Origin of the sequence: Pseudoalteromonas sp. P1-7a, from assembly GCF_001401855.1 — a bacterium.
Taxonomy (GTDB): domain Bacteria; phylum Pseudomonadota; class Gammaproteobacteria; order Enterobacterales; family Alteromonadaceae; genus Pseudoalteromonas.
The window spans coordinates 18,960-39,226 of the sequence record NZ_LKDU01000016.1 but is presented as its reverse complement, the minus strand read 5'-3'; the positions used below and the strand labels follow the sequence as shown (position 1 = coordinate 39,226).

Sequence of the window (20,267 nt, the reverse complement as noted above, 5' to 3'; positions counted from 1 at the left end):
CGACTTTTTTATAATTACACAGTATGATTTAGTCAATCATGTTTGCAATTGGCTTCACTGCATCTACATCTTGCTCATAGTCAACAGCGTCAATGCCAAAACCGAATAAACGTAAAAATTCGTTATGATAGCCCACGTAATCAGTTAGCTCATCAATTGAGCTCGTATCTACTTTATCCCAAACAGCTTGCACACGCGCTTGTACATCGTCTTCTAGCTCTTTGTAGTTTTGGAATAAGTGACCGCCCTCGTCAAAGCGTGGGTTTTCACCGTATAAGTTTTCGCTAAATAAAGCATGAATCTGCTCAATAGTGCCCTCATAGGTGCCATCGGCTTTCATTACTTTAAATAAAGCAGAGATATATAGCGGCATAATAGGAATTGCAGAGCTTGCCTGAGTGACAACCGCATTTAAAGACGATACATAGGCTTGACCATTTAAATCCTTTGTTGATTCTTTAATTGCAGCCGTTGCACGGTCTAAATCTTCTTTTGCTTTACCTATTGTTGCGTGTCCGTAGATTGGCCACGTTAACTCTTTACCTATATATGTATACGCAGTGGTTTTAAAGTTATCGGCTAATACATCGGCTTCTTTTAATGCATCAATCCACATTTCCCAATCTTCACCGCCCATCACTTTAATGGTGTTGTCGATGTCATCTTGGCTTGCGGCTTCAACTGTTACTTCGTCAATTACACGCTTTGATGTATTTAAGTTTTTAGTGGTAACGGCATTGCCAATTGGCTTAAGTGTTGATGAATACACTTCACCTGTATTGGGATCAGTACGACGAGGTGATGCTAAGCTGTAAATAATACAGTCTACTTTGCCTAAATCTGCTTTGATTGTCTCAATTGCCTTTTGCTTAATTTCGTTAGAAAACGCATCGCCATTAATATTTTTTGACCAAAGCCCAGCTTCATCTGCAGCGTCTTGAAATGCTGCTGTATTGTACCAACCAGCAGAACCCGTTTTACGCTCTGTACCTTCTTTCTCAAAGAAAATACCCAATGTTTTAGCACCACCACCAAAAGCTGCCGTAATACGAGACGCTAAACCGTAGCCAGTAGATGCACCAATTACGAGTACATTTTTAGGCGCATCTTTTAATTTGCCTTGTTGTTTTACATAGTTAATTTGTTCTTGAACATGCTCTGCACAGCCTACAGGGTGTGCGTTAGTACAAATAAATCCACGAATTTTAGGCTTAATGACCATTGATCATCCTATATCTTTTGCAATAAAAATTAGCGCTAGTTTAAAGGCTAATACTAAAAACACTGATCTGATCAGTTAAACACCGATCAAATACCCTATTTATATTAATGAAGCTTTGAGCCACCTAAACAATCAGGTGAGTCTGGCGCTTCGCCGCCTTGCTCTGTAAATTCATCAGGCGTGTAAGTATGAATAGCTAATGCGTGTATATGATTTGCTAATTCATCTTTTAGTACTTCGTTAATTTGGCGGTGACGCTGCAGTAAACGTTTACCCGCAAACTCTTCGCTCACTACAATCACTTTAAAATGCGACTCAGTGCCGGCGCTGTGCATATGGCTTTCGTTAATTACGTTTAAATGCTTACAGGCAATCGCACTACTAAGCTTGTCTTGGATTTGTTGTTGCATTGACATTAAAACACCATATTTAGTCACTAATTTGTGCAGCTACTATAACAAGTTAATTTAACTAACTAAATTGCTTTTGTTTAATGTGCTCAATAAATCGGTACGTTAAGCTAATGCGTGGGTGCGCAAGGGTTGTTTGTTTAGGTATTGCGTGCTGGTAGTCGCGCTGACTATGCCCGCTCATCACTAAGCAACTGCCACTTTGTAATTTTAAGTCGGTGACTTTATTCGTGGCCTTTTGTTTTAACTTGAGTGCGCGCTCAGCACCGAGCGATATACATACTATGGTAGGCTCTGGGCCGAGTTCTATTTCATCATCACTGTGCCAGCCCATAGTATCGTTACCATCACGATAGTAATTGACTAATAGCGAATTAAGCGGCTTGTTTAAATGTCGCTCTAAACGTTTGCGCATCGCTAAAAGTACATCATCCCACGGCTCTACTAATTGTTTACTGTGTGAGTAGCCATATTCAATATTTAAATCACTCATAAAGCATTGCAAGCGTGGTATGGGTCCAGTTCTGCCATACACAGTGACATTAGGCTGCTGCCAGTTAAGGTTTTTTTGTAAATAATAGAATAAATCGAGGCTTTTTTGCGCACTAAGCGCCTTACTTTGATAAGAAAAGCCGTTTGGTAACTGTTGGGGGTTGGCGTTTTGCCGTTGCATGTTAGAATTTACCTACATTAGATTTCTGATCAACAAACCATTATGACGACGCAAGCCCAGCTAGGCGATAAAACATTTACTCTTGAACGTTTCCCTTTGGATCAAAAAAACCGCAGTTTACAAGCATGGGATTCGGCCGATGAGTACCTTATCAATTATGTTAACGAACATCACCCTGATTGTCGCTCATTACTCATTTTAAACGACGCGTTTGGTGCCCTGGCCTGTTATTTTAGTGAATTAACGGTTTGTTCAGTTAACGATTCTTATATTAGCCACCAAGCTGCAGCCTATAATTTAAAAGAAAATAAACTATCACCAGCACAATTTACACAGTTAGATAGCTTATCCGCGCTGCCTGAAGAGGTTGATTTAGTACTAATAAAAGTGCCACGTAACGTAGGGTTCTTACAGTTTCAATTAAGTGAGTTAAGTGAAGTACTTGCCCCAGGCACACCGGTTATTGCTGCGGGTAAAACAAAGGAAATACATAATTCAACTATAAAAGCGTTTGAGCAATTTATTGGCGAGACCAAAACAAGCTTGGCCGTTAAAAAGTCGCGTTTGATATTAAGTACAGCAAAAGGCGGTTATAAAGCGGCTAACTTTCCGGTCAGTTGGCAACTTGAAGGCACTGACTTTAATATAACGAACCATGCCAATGTGTTTTCGCGCGATTCGTTAGATATAGGTGCACGGTTCTTTTTTAATTACTTGCCACAAACCTCAAAGGCAAAAAGCATTATCGACTTAGGCTGTGGTAATGGCGTAGTGGGCTTAATGACGCTATCACGCTGTCCAAATGCGTCGGTAACCTTTGTTGATGAGTCGTACATGGCGGTCGAATCTGCACGTTTAAATGTAGAACTTAACCAAGCAAATAGATTTGATGACTGCCAATTTATAGAAAATGATTGCTTAACCGGCTTTGAAAAAAACAGTGTTGATATGGTGTTGTGTAACCCGCCATTTCACCAAGCCCAAGCCGTTACCGATCACATTGCGTGGCAAATGTTTAAACAAGCTAAAGACACATTAAAAGAAGGTGGCGAGCTACGTATTATTGGTAATCGTCATTTAGATTATCACGATAAATTAAATCGTATGTTTGGTAACTGTAAGCTATTAGGTTCAAACAAAAAGTTTGTAGTGCTCAGCGCAACTAAAAATAGTGGGATGCTATAAAATGAAATTAACTAAATTTAATTTAGCCTGTTGCTCCATGCTGGTGTTTAGCGCATGCAGTAATCAGCCAAACCAAGTGATATTAAACCCAGTTTATAAAAACGGGCAAATTAGTGTTATATCAGCCAGTTTAAGTACCAGCGTCATTGATTTACGGGGCGATAGCGCAACCCTTAAGCTTGTTGAGTCTGATAAGACTAAAACCTTTGCAAGCCAAGATATTGTTACCTCTGTTAAAAGCGTATTAGATAGCGCGCTAAACCGTAACGGAGCAAGTATTTCTAACCTAGCAACAACCCGCTTTGAACTAGACATTCATGCCTTACAAGCACTAGTGACTGAAAAGCTCATGAGCCATACCAGCGAAGCGAACATTGAATTGGGTGTGCGCGTACTTCGCTCTACCAGTAATTTCACTAAGGTGTACCGCGGCAGCGCAAATTTAGAAGGGCCGCTGAGCCACGATCGCGCCAAAATTGAAGGTCAACTCAATAAGTTGACGGAACAAATTATAACCCGCATTGTATCGGACCCAGAATTAATTGAATTTTTAGAAGGTTAACAATGAAACAATTTTTAATCTGCTTGAGCCTACTATTCAGTGTAAGCACCTTTGCCGCGCAAGAAGGCCGTTTTGTACAAAAAGACAATATTTTCCCGCGTGTAGAAATAGTCACGTCATTGGGCAGCATTGTGGTTGAGCTAGACCGCTCAAAAGCCCCTATTACAGTAAATAACTTTTTAACCTACGTAATGGATAAAAGTTACCAAGGCAGTATATTCCACCGTGTAGAACGTGATGTTGAAAACGACCGTGACTTTGTAATACAAGGCGGTGGCTACGATAAAGACCTTGACGGCCTGCACGAAAACGATCCTATATTTAACGAAAGCGGCAACGGTTTAAAAAATGATATGTACAGCATTGCTATGGCGTATCAAGACCGTGAACCGCATTCAGGAACTCGCCAGTTCTTTTTTAATATGGATGATAACGATCATTTAAACCCAGGAAGAGATTGGGGCTTTGCCGTGTTTGGCAATGTAATGGATGGTTACGACACGCTAGATAAAATTATGGCTGTAGAAACCGGCTTTAATGAAAAAATTGGCTATGACTTTGTACCAAAAACGCCCGTTGTTATTTTAAATATTAAAGTACTTGAGCAAACCCCATTATAAATCACTGAGGTGTAACTAAGTTGCACCCAACGCCAATGAAGGCCCTATGAGCAAAACCCTCTCAATAAGCGAATATTTCTCGTATTTTAAAGATAAACGTTTAATCAATATTTTTATATTTGGTATGAGCAGTGGTTTTCCATGGGTGCTGATTGGCTCAGTTATGTCGGCTTGGCTAAAAGATGAAGGCCTAAGCCGCAGTATGATTGGCTTATTTGGTATTGTATTTGGCGCATACAGCATTAACTTTATGTGGTCGCCACTTATTGATAGAACCAAGCTGCCCTTATTGTACAAATGGTTTGGGCAACGTCGCAGCTGGATTATATTTTGTCAAAGCTTTATGTTTATTGGCACCCTGCTTTTAGCAGGCCTTGATTTAAAAGCAAACTTAGCAATTGCCGCCGGCTTGTGTTTACTCATCGCAGTCGCCTCTGCCACACAAGACATCGCAATTGATGCATTTAGAATAGATACGTTAAGCGAAAACGAATCTTACAAAGCCACTGCCGCTGCTGCTATGGCCACATCGGGTTGGTGGACAGGTTATGCATTACTTGGTGCTATTCCTTTTTACATGGCCGATATCCCCTCTTTAGATTGGCCACAAGTGTATTACTTTTTAGCCGCTGTTATGTTACTGCTAATGAGCGGCGTGTTGTTTGCTAAAGAGCCTAAATCAAACCGAGAAGCTGTTCACGCAGAGCTTGAGCGTGTATACCTTGAAAAACTAGCCAGCATTAAACAAACGCCCTTTACTAAAGTGATTGCTTGGCTTGGCGTTACAGTGGTTGACCCCTTTAAAACCTTTTTTGCGAAAAATGGCGTAAAAACAGCCCTTGCCTTATTAGCATTTATTTTCTTATTTAAAATTGGCGAAGCTTTTTTAGGGCGAATGTCGATTGTTTTTTATAAAGAAATAGGCTTTAGTAACAGTGACATAGCTACCTTTTCAAAAGTAGGCACAGCCGTACTTACCATTGCTTTTACCTTTGTGGGCAGCTTATTCAATCAAAAGTACGGCATTGTAAAAGGACTATTTATAAGTGGTGTGGCAATGGCGGGGTCTAACTTAGCATTTTCGGCTATTGCACTGGTTGGCCCTAATTTAGGATTATACGCTTTTGCTATTGTTATTGATGGCTTTACGCAAGCCTGGTCGTTAGTGGCTATGGTGGCGTTTATATCGATGTTATGCGACCGGGCATTTAGTGCAACACATTATGCTTTACTTGCCTCATTAGGGAATTTAGGGCGCACATTGCTTTCAAGTTACAGTGGTGTGGTTATTGATGATTGGTTAATGGGGAATTGGGCATTATTTTTTGTGCTAACGGCGCTAATGGTAATCCCTTCGCTGGTATTTTTATATTTGATTAGGCATAAGCTTTATCAGTTAGAGCAAAATTACCATCAAAATAGGTAATGCATCCCTGCATTAACGTGATTTGCTTAGGCCATTCAAGTGCCCCTTATAACACCCTAAGCAAAACAATATTAATCCGCTTTAATTAAGCCTAGCGCTTCATGCGGATCAACTTCAAGTGCATTACAGTAACGTACAAACTCAATAACATCTAAACGGCGTTCTTGATTTTCAATCTTACCGATAAATGAGTGAGGTGTTCCTAGCACTTGTGCTAGGCTACGCATTGTATGACCCTTTTCATGGCGTTTTGTTTTAAGCCATTTAGTTAGCTTTTCGTTTTCTTCAGAAGAAACAGTTTTGCCCATCATTTTACATCTCCTACTAGATGATATGACATACCCGTCAAAGCAGTAGTCACACAATGATTGGTGGCATATAAGCAGATACCCACTACATTTTTCAATAGCAAGCTATTGCTTAAAATAAGCAAAGGTATTGCTACTTATTCAACCTACCAATCTATTCAGTGCTAACCCGCAAAAATAGGATATAGGTTTGTTTTTATTAAGAGTGAAATTTTGCCCGTCTCACTCTTGGATACATTATATACTATTAACAGTTCGGTTAAATAATTAATTACATAGTTTGCATAAATTTACCCAACCACTAACCTTTACTTATGCTGAATATTTAAGTTAACGTACCAAAAATATTAAGTTTTTTACTAAAAAATTAATTGTAAGATAAAAGCGCTTTGTTACAAATTAACGTGCGAATAACCTTGCTGTATTGATGTTTAAACAACAGTATCAGTAAAAAAGTTCCCATAAATAACGTTTTTCCCTTATTGAGGGACTAAAGAGGAAGTATGTTTAGAGTCTTATTTTTGTTACCAGTTTTACTATGCTTTTTATGGTTTATGTTTTTACGTCATTACGGCGTACCTATTAAACAAGGTAAAAAAGGCTTTTTATACATTCTTGCTTTTTCTGCGTTTGTATTAGGCTTTTTTGTATTAATAATGCAATTTACCCACTACAGCCCGATTGAATTTTAGACATTAAAAAAGCCGCTAATGCGGCTTTAATAACTAAGCGTAAATTGCTTAAACGCTAAAACTTGCACCACACCCGCAGGTGGTCGTTGCATTAGGGTTAGATACAAAAAAGCGTGCGCCTTCTAACCCTTCAGTGTAATCCACCTCGCCATCAACTAAGTACTGAATACTCATTGGATCAATAACCAGCGTTACACCATTTTTGACAATTTCTAAATCACCAGGATTTGCTTTTTCATCAAAAGTAAAACCATATTGAAAACCAGAACAACCGCCGCCTGTTACATAAACACGCAGTTTTAAATCTGGATTTTCTTCTTCGTCGATTAACTGTTTAACACGAACAGCAGCTGCATCGCTGAACTTTATTGGTAATTCTTCAGACATTTTAAAACCCTCAATATCGCAATGGCGTGATTATCTAATACCCGAGTATTTTAATCAAGTATAGTCAAACATCTGTTAGGGTATCTTACTTATTAACCTTTACTTTGGCCGGTACCAAAACAAATAGCATTGAGAGAGACGCTGTAATATTTGTTAATATTAGTAACTAAAATTGCAAAATCACAAGGACTTACCCGCGCTCTTTTGCTAAACTGCTCGCTGAAAAAATGTGGCGGAGAATACAGCATGTGGCTTGAGCAACTCAGGCGTCGATTAGCAAAACCAAAAACCTCTGTGCAATTATGCTTATTAGGCGTAAGTGCTGGTTTAATTGCTGCATTTTTTATCATTTTATTTCGCTTAACGATTCTGTTTTTTCAAAGCTTATTTTTAGACACTCCTGATAACTTTACCACTATCCCTACTCTTGAACGGGTTTTAATGCCATTAATTGCAGCGCTATTAATAGCAACCTTTGCCGCATTTACTGGTTTTAAGCACTATCGTTTAGGCATTCCTTTTGTTATTCATCGTATTAAACGCCATTATGGGCAAATGCCTTTGTACAATACTGTAAACCAATTTGTTGGTGGTGCACTGGCATTAATAAGTGGTTTTTCGGTTGGTCGCGAAGGGCCATCTGTTCATATGGGCGCTACTGGCGCGAGTATATTAGCCGACAAACTGCATTTACCGCACAACGCCATGCGCACATTAAGTGGCTGTGGTGTCGCCGCTGGTATTGCAGCCTCGTTTAATACCCCACTGGCTGCGGTTATTTTTGTTATGGAAGTGGTGCTACGTGAGTATAAAGTGCATATTTTTGTACCAATTATGCTTGCTGCGTTAACGGGCGCTTTAGCAACACAGTTTGTGTTTGGTGAAGGCTCGGAGCTGGCACTTATTAGCATTACGCCATTGAGTGGTTGGCATTACCCATATTTAATTTTATGTGGCATGGCCTTAGGGGCAATTGCCTATAGCTTTAATCAAAATTTAATGCTGATCATAAAAACATTTAAACCTTTAAGCATGTTTCCTCGTTTACTCATTGCAGGTTGTATTGCGAGTGTTATTGCCTATGCAGTGCCCCAAGCGATGGGCTCAGGTATGAGCGCAATTACGATTGCGGTTGAATCGCCAGAAAACGCGCAGCTACTTACCACTATTTTAATAGCTAAACTGCTGGCTACCCTGTTTGCAATTGGCTTAGGAATACCAGGCGGGTTAATAGGCCCTGTAATTGGGCTTGGGGTTTTAACCGGTACTTTAATGGCCTTTTTTGCCCAGTTTATAAGCCCAGGTGCTGACATTGCGGGCACATACGGCGTATTAGGCATGGCAGGGTTACTCGCAGCTACATTACATGCGCCGTTAGCTGCATTAACAACGGTGATGGAGCTTACCTCCTCGCCAGAGATTATTGTACCGGCCATGTTAGTGATAACAACCGCTTATGTAACGGCGCTGCAAGTATTTGGTAATCGGTCTATATTTTTGCAACAGCTCGATTTTCAAGGACTCCCCTATCATGTATCGCCCGCAACGGAGGCGCTACAAAAAGTGGGCATAATGGATGATATGGATGAAAACTTTAAGCTGCTTTATTCTGATGATAAAGAGCAAATAAAAAACACCCTAGATGCCATGGACAGCCAAACCCCTTTAATCGTCTTTGACGAAGAAAACGGCTATCGTTTAGCAGAGTATGACCTTACTCTGATGTCGGGCGAAACCATAAATATAAACTACATTAGTTTACAGGGTATTAGCAGTCAATCGACCTTAGCCGATGCCTTTGATATTTTAAAAGATAAACGCAGCGGTGCCCTGTATGTTTACAACTTGCTAGATGACCAACAAATAATGGGGCTATTACGCTGGGATCAAATAAATAATATTTTAACTATTCGTAACAGCCTACTTTAGGATTCTTATGAGCGCTTTATTAATTTATAAAACACTGCACATTTTTTTTATGATTGCTTGGTTTGCCGGTATTTTTTATTTACCTCGGTTATTTGTATACCACGCGATGAGCGAAGAAAAAGCCTGTAACTCAATGCTTAAAGTGATGGAACGTCGGCTACTCTTTTTTGTTACCCCGTTTGCCATTTTAACGGCCGTTTTTGGTGTGCTCACCATTGTAGAATATGGTCGTGATTGGTTTAGATACAGCATGTGGCTGCACTACAAACTGGTACTGGTCATCATTTTATATCTATACCACGGCTACTGTTTTAAATTACTAAGCGACTTTAAACACGACAGAAATACCAAAACAGACCGCTTTTATCGTATTTTTAATGAGCTCCCAGTGATTGCGCTGCTTATTATTGTTGCGCTTGCGGTGATAAAACCTAATTTATAAGCATCACAGCGCATGTTAAACTGCGCTGCAATTTACAATACTTGCTATAACACGCGCGATTGCGTGCCCCATTTTTATGGATTATCGCGCCCCTTTGATTGATTAGGAATAACCCCATGTTAAGTTTCCAAGGTGAACATATACTGTCGGTAAATCAACTCGACAGAGACTGCATTGAGCGTATTTTTGCAGTAGCAAAAAAAATGGAGCCTTATGCTAAAAAACAAAAGCAAACAACCGTGCTAGAAGGCGCTATTTTAGCTAATTTGTTTTTTGAACCAAGCACACGAACGCGTGTAAGCTTTGGTACTGCTTTTAATTTACTAGGCGGTGGCGTGCGCGAAACAACCGGTATGCAAAGCTCCGCTCTTGCTAAAGGTGAATCGCTTTACGATACAGCGCGCGTTATCTCGGCATATGCTGATGCCGTTGCTATGCGCCACCCTGATGCAGGCTCGGTAAGCGAATTTTCAGAAGGTTGTACCGTACCTGTTATAAATGGGGGGGACGGCCCTAACGAGCACCCTACTCAAGCATTGCTTGACTTACTAACCATTGAGCGTGAACTAAACCGATTTGAGCAAAGTATTGATGGCATGCATATCGCCCTAGTTGGCGATTTAAAATATGGCCGTACAGTCCATTCACTCTCTAAATTATTGTGCCATTACAAAAATGTGAAGTTTTCGATGGTGGCGCCCGATGGGCTGCAAATGCCAACCAGTATTTTAGATGCTGTCGAAAATGCAGGCCATAAAATACAGCTAGTTAACAAAATGGAAGGTAACTTAGCAGCTGATATTGTGTACCAAACACGCATTCAAGAAGAGCGCTTCCCTTCACAAGAAGAAGCCAACAAATACCGTGGCGGCTTTAGAATCAGCCAATCAATTTATAACGCGCACTGTAAGCCAAATTCAGTGCTTATGCATCCGCTTCCACGTGATAGCCGTTTAGAAGCTAACGAGCTTGATAACGACTTAAACAGTAACGACAACTTAGCAATATTTCGCCAAGTGCAAAATGGCGTATTGATTCGTATGGCACTGTTTGCTTTAACCCTCGGCGTAGAAAACAAAGTCGAGCAATATGAAGTAGACGTTCCTTGGTTTAGCCGCAAACGCGACAGCTAAACACTTTTACCAAGCGACAATTTATAGGATTTTTCATGACAATTAGCCAAGATTTATTTAATCGCGCACAAACTTCAATTCCTGGTGGCGTAAATTCACCTGTACGTGCATTTAACGGGGTGGGTGGTACGCCACTATTTATTACCAAAGCAGAAGGCGCATTTACTTTTGATGCTGATGGCAACCGTTATATTGATTACGTAGGCTCGTGGGGCCCAATGATCATGGGCCATAATCACCCAGCTATAAAGCAAGCAGTGCATGAAGCAGTAGAAAATGGCTTAAGTTATGGCGCCCCTACTGAGGCCGAAATTTTAATGGCCGAAAAAGTAAAAGCGCTTGTTCCTTCAATCGAAAAAGTACGCATGGTTAGCTCAGGAACAGAAGCCACTATGAGCGCTATTCGTTTAGCACGTGGCTATACAGGTCGTGATAAAATCCTAAAATTTGAAGGTTGTTACCACGGCCATGCCGACTCGTTATTGGTAAAAGCGGGCTCTGGGGCACTTACCATGGGTGTGCCAAATTCACCAGGTATTCCTGAGGATTTTGCAAAGCACACGCTTACCGTATCGTTTAATAACCTTGATGAAGTAAAAGCTGTTTTTGAAAAATACGCTGACGACATTGCTTGTGTTATTGTTGAGCCAGTAGCAGGTAACATGAACTGTATTCCTCCTGTTGAAGGCTTTTTAGAAGGCTTGCGTGCAGTATGTGATGAGTACAAATCGGTGCTTATTTTTGATGAAGTAATGACCGGCTTTCGTGTTGCATTAGGTGGCGCACAAGCGTATTACAACATCAAACCTGACTTAACCTGTTTAGGTAAAGTCATTGGCGGCGGCATGCCTGTTGGTGCCTTTGGCGGCAAAACCGAAATTATGGATTACATTGCGCCAGTAGGTCCGGTTTACCAAGCGGGTACGCTTTCTGGTAACCCTATTGCAATGGCTGCAGGTTTAAAATCACTTGAGCTATTAAGCGAGCCAGGTTTACACGATAAGTTAGAAGCCATTTCTAAAGCTATTTGTGAAGGTTTTGAGGCTGGCGCTAAAAAAGCGGGCATTCCTTTAACCACAAACTACGCTGGCGGTATGTATGGCTTTTTCTTTACTGAAGCAGAAAAAGTAACCACTTATAAGCAAGCAACTGAATGTGATTTAGAACGCTTTAAACGCTTTTTCCACTTAATGCTTGAAGAAGGCGTATACCTAGCACCTTCTGCATTTGAAGCAGGCTTTGTGTGCGCTGCGCACACTGAGCAAGAAGTACAAGCGACTATCGAAGCTGCAGAGCGCGCCTTTGCTAAGCTATAAGCATCCAAAAAACACAAGTTAATAACGTGCGTTATTAGCCCTAAAGTTAAAAAAAGCCCGTAAGGGCTTTTTTTATTTATGCGCATTGATAATTGAATGGTTTTTAGCCTTTATACGGTCTCACTTTTAAGACTCACTTTTACCCTACAAGAGAAACGTATGACAAGCTTAAGGCAGTTAGCAGCACCGGCTACATCATTGATGGGCAACTTAAAATATAAAACTAAAATTGGTTTAGTTTTTGGTATTTTATTATTACCCCTTGCGCTTAGTTTGTTTTTTTTAGTCTCTTTATTAAGCGAGAGTATAAGCGTCTCTCAAATGCAAAAACAAGGATTACTGGGCTACAGAGAGATTCTTGCAAATCAAATGCAAGGTGAAACCTATAAAAACGTAAAAGTAGCAAAAGCACGTGGTTTTAATGTAAAAGATGAGCAAATGAATGACGTACTTGAACTGGTTTCAATACAGTCTAATTTAGCCTTAGATAATCAGCTTGCAAGTGCTTATGTTAATCGCGCATTAGTTACGCCTATACCTGCGCTTATCATACAGATAAATGCGACAGCGCAAAGCGCTAATACTGTTCTTACTAACCAGCGTTTTACACCAGAAACTTTTATTGCGCTTTCAAACTTGAGTAAGTCGCTACCTTTATACCAGCAGCAACTTGATAAAATAATTACAATTGCCACCACGGCTGATACATCTGTAAATAAAGCTCTAATGCCCTCTTTAACTAATTTACATAATGCCATAGCCGCTTTTAAAACAGCTATTGATAAGAGGCTACTTGAACCAGATGATATACAGCTTACACAAAACGAATTTGCGGGGCTTACCAGCCAAGTGCTTAATCGCATTAGCGAACTAATTGATAAAAGCATTCCTACCCTTGAATCGCTAATAAATGAAAAACTGAACACGCAGCGCTTGACAAGAAACACTGTATTAGCAGCATCATTAATTAGTTTATTGATTGCACTTTACTTAATGATTAGCTTTTATTTTGCAGTAGTTGATAGTATTACCCGCTTTGCTAATGCCGCTGAAAGAGCGGCAAACGGGGATTTAAATGCCTCTATTAATTCAATCACGAATGATGAAATGGGTATAATTGCTACTCGCTACAACGCTTTGCTGAGCGCAATTTCACATTTACTATTTAATGTAAAAACAAGCACATTAGAGCTATGTGGTGCTACTAAGTCACTCTCTCAGGCGAGTAGCCAAACAAGCCAAGATGTTGAAAAACAACAAATACGCGTAAACGCGATTCACAATGCACTTAGTAATATGGAACAAAGTGCGCTCAGTGTAGAAGTATCAGCTAATCAAGCGATGTTAACCGCGCAAGATGCAGCGCAGCATGTAAAGCAAGGCTCTTACAACACCATGGAACTGGCTCGGTACATGCAAGATTTACAAGTTGAGTTTACCGAAAGCCAGCAAGCCTTAAATAGATTAGCCCAAGACAGCCAAGAAATTAGCAAGGTAAGCAAAGGCATTAGCGAAATAGCCGATCAAACAAATTTATTGGCCCTTAATGCCGCTATTGAAGCCGCACGCGCCGGTGAGCATGGTCGTGGTTTTGCTGTTGTGGCTGATGAAGTAAGAACCCTCGCCCAGCGTACGCAAACACAAACCCAAGAAATTCACCAAATAATTAGCTCGCTCCAACAAGCCTCTAACGATACACAACAAAAAATGCGCTCAAGTGTTGAAAAGATGGAACAATCGGTAAAAGCCGCCACTCAAACAAATGACGTTTTACAAAGTGCAGAGTACAGTATGGGTGATATAAAACGCCAAGGCGAAGAGATAGCACTGAGTGTAAAAGAGCAATCTATCGCAACCACACAAGCACTAACTGATTCGCAAGAAGTAAGTAATTTAGCAGATCAAACTCTTCTCTCTGCGCAGTCTACTTTGCAAGATGCGCAGCAACTTAGTCGTTTATCCGATGACCTAACAAAATCAATGCAATTTTTTAAGTCATGAAATAATAAATAGTGCTTTTAAATTACAAAAAACCCTTCGATTAAGAAGGGTTTTTAGGTTAGTTATTAATAAGTGTTAAAAGCGAGCTTCTAAACCTATACGAACGTAACGTGGTGTTTGCCAAGAATATGCAGCATCATGGTACGCATTTACTTCACCTTCGTTTTGCTCATAGTGTTCATTCAGTGATGACTCTGTTTGCGAGTTGAAAATGTTAAATACATTAACCGATGCACGCATGTCGATATCAGATACTGTGAAATCATATGCAGCAGATAAATCTAAGTTAAATACCCAAGGTGTACGGCCATTAGTGCCTCGGCTATGTTTTTCATAGATTTTCTCATCTTGATCACAGTCGCCGTTGCCATTTGTATCCGGACATTCATTAGTGTAAATGTAGAAAGTATCACCCCAACCGCCATTTAAGTTTGGATCGGTAGATGGATATCCTTGACCAAATAAGCTCTTAGGGCGTCCGCTTTGTAAAGTAGCATTCCAACCTACTGTTAAGTCTTCCATCGGTTCCCAACTACCAAAGAATTTGAATGTATGGCGTCTGTCATTAGGTTGATAACCTTGTGATCCATCCATAACTGCTGGGAAGTCAAAGTCTTGGGTAATACCCGCATCAGCTTGACCAATATCTGATTTAACAGCACCTTCAAAGTTACCTACACTTCTAGCCCATGTATAACCAAACTGATAACGAATAGTGTCAGCTTTATAATCAAGACTAAACTCTACAGCGGTGTATTCATTATTTGCTTTAGGTAGGCCTATTGTTTCTGCTGAATAGGTAGTTAAAGAACCACTATCTGGAACACCGTCGTTATTGAATGATGAATCCCCCCAATCGGTTCCATTCCAGTAGTAACCATCGCTGTACCAGCTAGACGAATCACCCGGATTTATCATTACGCAGTATGGGTAGGCATATCGCCCACAGTAGTCATCTAATGCAGTTGCAACTTCGCGGTATATACCTTTAACACCTACTGTATATTCATCATTTAACGCTTGCTGTATACCAATAATATATTCATCTTTAGAGAATGGATCAGCCTCTTGCGCCTGAAAAATATCTTTTTCAGGTATAACCGGTACACCACTCACTTGCTGTGAGTTTTGAATACCACCATTTCCAAGCGTGTCAGCTAAAGGCGTGAGCCCCGTAGGTGCGCCAGTTTGCGAATCTACACCTGTGTAGGTATAAGCGGTAGTTATATCACTAACTCCTGATGCGGCTCTAAAAATTGTATTATTGGCTACGGGTAAGTAATAACGCCCATATGTACCATATACTTTAGTATCGCCTGTACCCGTAGGATCCCATGTGAAACCAAGTCGAGGAGCAATATCTGTTTCAAAGCTAGTGAGTAACTTACCAGTCGTCCCCCAGCTATCAAACTCATCAATACGTAAGCCGACTTTAACAGAGAAATCCTCTGTTACTTGCCACTGATCTTCTATGTAATAAGCCGTTAACTCCGACTCAAAGCTACCGCCACCATCAAAGATACGGTCTTCAACATAGTCAAGCGCGGCACCTGTATTATTTGTTAGCGCGCCATTATCAGCTTGCCAGCTACCATTATCTGCAAGTGTTCTGTAGTCATAGCTATGGCCACCGATAGGACTACTTATGTTCTCAGACTTACGCTCTTGGTAATCAATACCAAATGTAATTTCATGGTCATTCCATACATATTCAACATCTAAGCGGTATTGGGTATTTTCATCATTATTAGCACCAAAGCTACCGCCTGCACCACAGCCAGTGATTGGATTAGCAGTACCTCGAGAGTCGGTAATAGATGGACAAACCAAGTTTTCTGATTGCGTTTCATATTCTGTTTTAATATTACCAGCCATTGCAGTAACAACTAGGTCTTCAGTTAAAACGCCTGTATAACTTAAGCTTTGTGCTTCACCACCACGCTTTAAAATGGCGCCATCGATACGATCGCCCACAGTACCGTTATTGTATTCGTATACAGAACGCTCAATATCACGACGATTAGAGTAAGCAAAATAGCTCAACCTATGGTTTTCATTAATATCCCAATCAAGCTTACCGCCCCAAAATAAATTATCGCCACCAGAAGCCGATTCATTTCGGTATTGATCGTTTGGCGAAAATTCATCTCCACCCCAAGTGTATGTAGACTCAGTATCTCTTGGGTTAATTAATCCATAGAAAAACAACGTGTCTTCAATTAGAGGACCACCAGCAGAAATAGTTACATCTGTTTTGCTATCAGTGTCTAAGCTTTCGTCTCTAAATATTTGACCTGCACCATTGTTACCACGAGAGATACTGCCTTCTTCTTGCAAAGAGTCTGGTTGAAATTGCACAACTGCCGCAAATTCCCACTCATTTGTACCACTTTTAGTAGTTGTGTTTATGGTACCACCGGTTGCGCGGCCAAATTTGGCAGAATAACCACCCGTTTTAACTTGGAATTGGTCATAAAACTCAAATGGCACTTCACCACAACCAAGGCCTTGGCGTGTATTAGTAACCTCTAAGCCATTAATATAACATGCATTTTCAGCTACTGATGAGCCACCAAACGACGCAGTATTACCAAAAGCACTGTCCCCTTTTACAGCGCCTGGTGCTAATAAAGCAACCGAGGTAAGGTCTCTGCTTATTGGCATACGATCTATTTCAGCATCTGTAATAACGAGACCAGAATCGGCAGTAGTTAAATCAATCGAAGAAATGCGAGCGCCTAATACTTGGATTACTTCAGGACCTGAATCACTAACCTGTGCTAAATCAAAGCTCGCTTTTGCATTAGCACCTAATGAAACGCGTACACTATCTTCAGCTACAACAGCACCGTTTTTTAAAATTTGTATTTGATAGCTACCTGAAGGCAATGAAGCAAATCTAAATGAACCGTCTTCAGAAATATTTAATGTTCTTTCTAACCCTGTTGCAGGATTTTTTACTGTTACGGTATACCCTGCTGTAGTAGAAATATTATCGATAGAACCTACAACATCTGATGCCACTGCTGGAAGCGTTACACCTAGTGAAGCGAGAACCGCTATTGCCGTAAGATTTTTTTTGAAAATATTTTTCATACTCTTATCCCTGTTAAGTTTATAATTATTTTTGCACTTTATACAAAATGCATACAGAGAGTAACAAAAGGGTACAAATTGTAAACACGTTAATTAAACAAAGATAAAACAAGAAATAAAAGCAATAAAAATCAATACCTTAATATTATTTTCACGCGCTAACTTGTAAATTATAAAACGTCAAATGTTAATTTAAAGAAACAAAATAAAAGCTTTAATAAATAATAATTCAGCTAATTAAACTATTAACATGTTAGTTACAGCACTTGCATTTCAACCTCGTAAAATGCTTTTTTAGGCAGGTTATACTCCCTCTTTATTTAATAATTTATAAAAAGGAAATAAAAGTAATTAAAATTTATTTAACTTCAAATTTTAATTACTAGGTAGATAGATAAGCTAGGTATAATAAAACCGCTGAGTTAGCGGTTTTATTATTAAGGTTTTTATTTTATTAGCGTATGCATTGTGGTCTTGGCTCAAACTCACTGGCTCTTAGTGGTAGCTGAATGACCTTGCCGCATCCAGGTGGGGCTTGTAAACCCGTTTTTTCATTGACGAAAGCCCATCTAATTGATGATGGGCGGGTATCGGCAATAGCTTCAGGGTTAAGTGGTTTTAAGTAGCGAATATAAGCCTCCAATGCGCCCACACTACCTGTTAAACCGGTGCTTCTATTATCGTCTCTACCAAGCCAGGCAACGGTCACTGTATTTTGATCAAACCCTGCAAACCAGCTATCACGTAAATCATTACTAGTGCCTGTTTTACCTGCAAGCTGGATTGAAGGAAAGTGCAAATTTAGGCGCTTAGCGGTGCCGTCTTTTGTTACTCGCTTCATGGCATATTTAGTCATATAAACAGCGTCTTTTGCAAAGCGCGGTTCTGACTTAACTTTATGTTTATACAATACCTTACCTACGGAGTCTGTTAGCGCAGATATAGCTGTAAGCTCTCTATACTCGCCGTCGGCTGCAATAGTGGTATAAAGCTGGGCAACCTCAAAGCTCGACATTTCTACGGCACCAAGTAGCAGCGAGGGATACTCATCTATATTACCTTTTGCTCCTAACCCTTTGAGCGTGTTTGCAACTTTATCAACACCGACATCTAAGCCTAAATTTACTGCAGGAATATTAATGCTGTTACTAAAGGCTTTATAAAGTGGTAATGCACCTCGGTATTGGTGATCAAAGTTCTCAGGTTGCCACACTTTACCCTGCTCATTTGTTACCTGTACAGGGGAGTCATCAAGTAATGTAGCTAAGTTATAATGCGGTAGCTGTAGGGCTGTTAAATACACAGCAGGTTTAACTAAGGAGCCTATATTACGTTTAGTATCGAGCACTCGGTTGAAACCTGAGTAACGAACATCGCGCCCTGATACTAAAGCAGACACACCGCCTTTTTCGATATTAACTGAGATCATGGCTGCTTCGAGTTTATCGGTATTAGGGCGTTTTTCTAGATACGGTAAACTTTTTTGAATGGACTCTTCCATTGCCGTTTGTTTTTGTAAATCAAAGTAAGTAAATACACGCACACCCGCATCTAGTGTTTTTTGATCAGGTAATAACTGCTTAAGCTCACGATTTACCAGTTCTAAAAAGCCAGGGTATGACTTTTGTAAACTTGCTTTCATTGGCGCTATATCAATTGGGCGTTTAAGTGATGCACGGTATTCTTTTGTCGTTAGTAGTTTGTTTTCAACCATTAAGCGCAGTACTAGATCACGACGCTCCATAGTGCGCTCTTTATAACGACGAGGATTGTAATACGAAGGCCCTTTAACCATCGCCACCAGTAGCGCTATTTGGTCATATTCCAGCTCATCAACAGGCTTTGAAAAATAAAACTCAGACGCCAAGCCCATGCCATGCACGCCTTGGTTATAAGACTGTCCTAAGTAAACTTCATTTAAATAAGCTTCTAAAATCTGATCTTTTGAATAACGGTAATCTAAAATAAGCGCAATAAATGCCTCATTTATTTTACGCACCAAAGAACGCTCACGTGTTAGGTATATATTTTTTGCAAGCTGCTGCGTTAAGGTACTGCCACCTTGTACGGTACGTCCTGCTTTAATATTTGAATAAAGTGCACGTAAAATAGAAAATACCGATACACCATGGTGATTATAAAAATCACGATCTTCTACCACTAGTAATGTGTCTTTTAGCATCGGCGGAAACTTATCAAGCGGTACAAACTCTCTGTCTTGCTTTGAATCGTTGCCAATACGGGCTATTTGTACAGGCTCTAAACGCGCACTATTTAAACGCCTGCCAAATTTATCTTTTATTGTGGCTACTTTTTTCCCTGCAAAACGTAGCTCTATAATATGAGCTTGCTCTAAGCCATCATAAAACTCAAAGTCGCGTCGGTAGATTTTAATGCTGTTTGGCGTTTTAACGTATTGGCCGGTGCGGCTTAAACGGTTGACCGATGAGTAATTTAAACGCTCAAGCTCCCATACAACCTCTTGGCTTGATAAAAACTGTCCTGGGTAAAATTCCATTGAGCGTGCATATACTTGTGCTGGCAGTTGCCATTTATTGCCTTCGAATATACGAGTTGTTTTTGAATCTAAATAAATAAGATACATAGCCATCGCAATAAAAACAGCCAAGCTCAACTTCCAAAAAATAGACCATGTTTTTCGCATAAATGAGCGTTTAACAACAGGGTTTGACCCTTTTTTTGTGGTTTTTGATTTGGCTTTGCGTGGCGAGCTAGCTGCTTTAGAAGCACGCTTAGGTGTGGTTTTACTACTGGGTGTTTTTTTATTGTCAGCCATTTAAGTGTAATTTATTCCAAGGTTTATTCACGAGTGTGAGCTTAGCATATTGGTTATAGCCTAACACC

The 20,267-nt window shown here is 40.1% G+C and carries 17 protein-coding genes; 10 read left to right on the top strand and 7 right to left on the bottom strand.

Annotated features, from left to right (window positions below):
* Nucleotides 1-28: 28 nt before the first annotated feature.
* The 3 genes from fabV to AN389_RS11365 all read right to left on the bottom strand — a co-directional run bounded on the left by fabV (nucleotide 29) and on the right by AN389_RS11365 (nucleotide 2,305).
* Nucleotides 29-1,222 (bottom strand): enoyl-ACP reductase FabV, encoded by a 1,194-nt coding sequence (gene fabV / locus AN389_RS11375; protein ID WP_055014967.1) that lies wholly within the window; start codon nucleotides 1,220-1,222, stop codon nucleotides 29-31.
* 104 nt (nucleotides 1,223-1,326) lie between these two features.
* Complete coding sequence (locus AN389_RS11370) at nucleotides 1,327-1,638, bottom strand: BolA family transcriptional regulator (RefSeq protein ID WP_055017576.1); 312 nt, start codon at nucleotides 1,636-1,638, stop codon at nucleotides 1,327-1,329.
* Nucleotides 1,639-1,693: 55 nt separating this feature from the next.
* The gene (locus AN389_RS11365; RefSeq protein WP_055019821.1) at nucleotides 1,694-2,305 is read right to left on the bottom strand and encodes an alpha-ketoglutarate-dependent dioxygenase AlkB; all 612 of its coding nucleotides are present in this window, start codon (nucleotides 2,303-2,305) and stop codon (nucleotides 1,694-1,696) included.
* 42 nt (nucleotides 2,306-2,347) lie between these two features.
* Here AN389_RS11365 and AN389_RS11360 point away from each other — a divergent pair, with 42 nt between their 5' ends.
* From AN389_RS11360 to AN389_RS11345, 4 genes are read left to right on the top strand one after another with little or no spacing between them, the layout of a single operon-like run.
* Entirely contained in the window at nucleotides 2,348-3,490 is a 1,143-nt protein-coding gene (locus tag AN389_RS11360; RefSeq protein ID WP_055019820.1) for a methyltransferase, read from the top strand.
* A gap of 1 nt (nucleotide 3,491) precedes the next feature.
* Complete coding sequence (locus tag AN389_RS11355; RefSeq protein WP_055019819.1) at nucleotides 3,492-4,052, top strand: YajG family lipoprotein; 561 nt, start codon at nucleotides 3,492-3,494, stop codon at nucleotides 4,050-4,052.
* 2 nt (nucleotides 4,053-4,054) lie between these two features.
* Nucleotides 4,055-4,672 (top strand): peptidylprolyl isomerase, encoded by a 618-nt coding sequence (locus tag AN389_RS11350; RefSeq protein ID WP_055014962.1) that lies wholly within the window; start codon nucleotides 4,055-4,057, stop codon nucleotides 4,670-4,672.
* A gap of 46 nt (nucleotides 4,673-4,718) precedes the next feature.
* Entirely contained in the window at nucleotides 4,719-6,098 is a 1,380-nt protein-coding gene (locus AN389_RS11345) for an AmpG family muropeptide MFS transporter (protein ID WP_055014961.1), read from the top strand.
* A 71-nt stretch (nucleotides 6,099-6,169) separates the two neighbouring features.
* Here AN389_RS11345 and AN389_RS11340 read toward each other — a convergent pair whose 3' ends face one another.
* The gene (locus AN389_RS11340; protein WP_004587151.1) at nucleotides 6,170-6,409 is read right to left on the bottom strand and encodes a helix-turn-helix domain-containing protein; all 240 of its coding nucleotides are present in this window, start codon (nucleotides 6,407-6,409) and stop codon (nucleotides 6,170-6,172) included.
* A 500-nt stretch (nucleotides 6,410-6,909) separates the two neighbouring features.
* Here AN389_RS11340 and AN389_RS11335 point away from each other — a divergent pair, with 500 nt between their 5' ends.
* Entirely contained in the window at nucleotides 6,910-7,098 is a 189-nt protein-coding gene (locus tag AN389_RS11335; protein WP_055014960.1) for a hypothetical protein, read from the top strand.
* Nucleotides 7,099-7,146: 48 nt separating this feature from the next.
* On the opposite strand, the gene erpA is transcribed toward AN389_RS11335, so the two are convergent.
* Nucleotides 7,147-7,485 (bottom strand): iron-sulfur cluster insertion protein ErpA, encoded by a 339-nt coding sequence (gene erpA, locus AN389_RS11330; RefSeq protein WP_002958911.1) that lies wholly within the window; start codon nucleotides 7,483-7,485, stop codon nucleotides 7,147-7,149.
* A 246-nt stretch (nucleotides 7,486-7,731) separates the two neighbouring features.
* Between erpA and AN389_RS11325 the strand changes: the two genes are divergently transcribed.
* The 5 genes from AN389_RS11325 (at nucleotide 7,732) to AN389_RS11305 (ending at nucleotide 14,306) form a co-directional block, all read left to right on the top strand.
* Nucleotides 7,732-9,414, top strand: a complete 1,683-nt coding sequence (locus AN389_RS11325; RefSeq protein ID WP_055014959.1) for a chloride channel protein — start codon at nucleotides 7,732-7,734, stop codon at nucleotides 9,412-9,414.
* A 7-nt stretch (nucleotides 9,415-9,421) separates the two neighbouring features.
* Nucleotides 9,422-9,856 carry a CopD family protein gene (locus tag AN389_RS11320; RefSeq protein WP_055019818.1) on the top strand — a complete coding sequence of 145 codons (435 nt, stop codon included), beginning with the start codon at nucleotides 9,422-9,424 and terminating at the stop codon, nucleotides 9,854-9,856.
* A 116-nt stretch (nucleotides 9,857-9,972) separates the two neighbouring features.
* Complete coding sequence (locus tag AN389_RS11315; protein ID WP_055014958.1) at nucleotides 9,973-10,989, top strand: aspartate carbamoyltransferase; 1,017 nt, start codon at nucleotides 9,973-9,975, stop codon at nucleotides 10,987-10,989.
* A gap of 35 nt (nucleotides 10,990-11,024) precedes the next feature.
* Nucleotides 11,025-12,305, top strand: a complete 1,281-nt coding sequence (hemL, locus tag AN389_RS11310) for a glutamate-1-semialdehyde 2,1-aminomutase (protein WP_055014957.1) — start codon at nucleotides 11,025-11,027, stop codon at nucleotides 12,303-12,305.
* 159 nt (nucleotides 12,306-12,464) lie between these two features.
* Entirely contained in the window at nucleotides 12,465-14,306 is a 1,842-nt protein-coding gene (locus AN389_RS11305; protein WP_055014956.1) for a methyl-accepting chemotaxis protein, read from the top strand.
* A 75-nt stretch (nucleotides 14,307-14,381) separates the two neighbouring features.
* Here AN389_RS11305 and AN389_RS11300 read toward each other — a convergent pair whose 3' ends face one another.
* Both AN389_RS11300 and mrcB read right to left on the bottom strand, forming a co-directional pair.
* Nucleotides 14,382-17,402, bottom strand: a complete 3,021-nt coding sequence (locus AN389_RS11300; RefSeq protein WP_055019817.1) for a TonB-dependent receptor — start codon at nucleotides 17,400-17,402, stop codon at nucleotides 14,382-14,384.
* Nucleotides 17,403-17,856: 454 nt separating this feature from the next.
* A complete protein-coding gene (gene mrcB / locus AN389_RS11295) occupies nucleotides 17,857-20,199 on the bottom strand; it encodes a penicillin-binding protein 1B (protein ID WP_055017580.1) in 2,343 nt (780 codons plus the stop codon).
* Nucleotides 20,200-20,267: the final 68 nt, after the last annotated feature.

Bases quoted from the DNA above. Each gene is read 5' to 3' on its own strand.
- AN389_RS11345 (WP_055014961.1), top strand. From the start codon at position 4,719: ATGAGCAAAACCCTCTCAATAAGCGAATATTTCTCGTATTTTAAAGAT.
- hemL (WP_055014957.1), top strand. From the start codon at position 11,025: ATGACAATTAGCCAAGATTTATTTAATCGCGCACAAACTTCAATTCCT.
- AN389_RS11350 (WP_055014962.1), top strand. From the start codon at position 4,055: ATGAAACAATTTTTAATCTGCTTGAGCCTACTATTCAGTGTAAGCACC.
- AN389_RS11315 (WP_055014958.1), top strand. From the start codon at position 9,973: ATGTTAAGTTTCCAAGGTGAACATATACTGTCGGTAAATCAACTCGAC.
- AN389_RS11365 (WP_055019821.1), bottom strand. From the start codon at position 2,305: ATGCAACGGCAAAACGCCAACCCCCAACAGTTACCAAACGGCTTTTCT.
- AN389_RS11370 (WP_055017576.1), bottom strand. From the start codon at position 1,638: ATGTCAATGCAACAACAAATCCAAGACAAGCTTAGTAGTGCGATTGCC.
- fabV (WP_055014967.1), bottom strand. From the start codon at position 1,222: ATGGTCATTAAGCCTAAAATTCGTGGATTTATTTGTACTAACGCACAC.
- AN389_RS11305 (WP_055014956.1), top strand. From the start codon at position 12,465: ATGACAAGCTTAAGGCAGTTAGCAGCACCGGCTACATCATTGATGGGC.
- AN389_RS11300 (WP_055019817.1), bottom strand. From the start codon at position 17,402: ATGAAAAATATTTTCAAAAAAAATCTTACGGCAATAGCGGTTCTCGCT.
- AN389_RS11340 (WP_004587151.1), bottom strand. From the start codon at position 6,409: ATGATGGGCAAAACTGTTTCTTCTGAAGAAAACGAAAAGCTAACTAAA.
- AN389_RS11325 (WP_055014959.1), top strand. From the start codon at position 7,732: ATGTGGCTTGAGCAACTCAGGCGTCGATTAGCAAAACCAAAAACCTCT.
- erpA (WP_002958911.1), bottom strand. From the start codon at position 7,485: ATGTCTGAAGAATTACCAATAAAGTTCAGCGATGCAGCTGCTGTTCGT.
- AN389_RS11360 (WP_055019820.1), top strand. From the start codon at position 2,348: ATGACGACGCAAGCCCAGCTAGGCGATAAAACATTTACTCTTGAACGT.
- mrcB (WP_055017580.1), bottom strand. From the start codon at position 20,199: ATGGCTGACAATAAAAAAACACCCAGTAGTAAAACCACACCTAAGCGT.
- AN389_RS11355 (WP_055019819.1), top strand. From the start codon at position 3,492: ATGAAATTAACTAAATTTAATTTAGCCTGTTGCTCCATGCTGGTGTTT.
- AN389_RS11320 (WP_055019818.1), top strand. From the start codon at position 9,422: ATGAGCGCTTTATTAATTTATAAAACACTGCACATTTTTTTTATGATT.
- AN389_RS11335 (WP_055014960.1), top strand. From the start codon at position 6,910: ATGTTTAGAGTCTTATTTTTGTTACCAGTTTTACTATGCTTTTTATGG.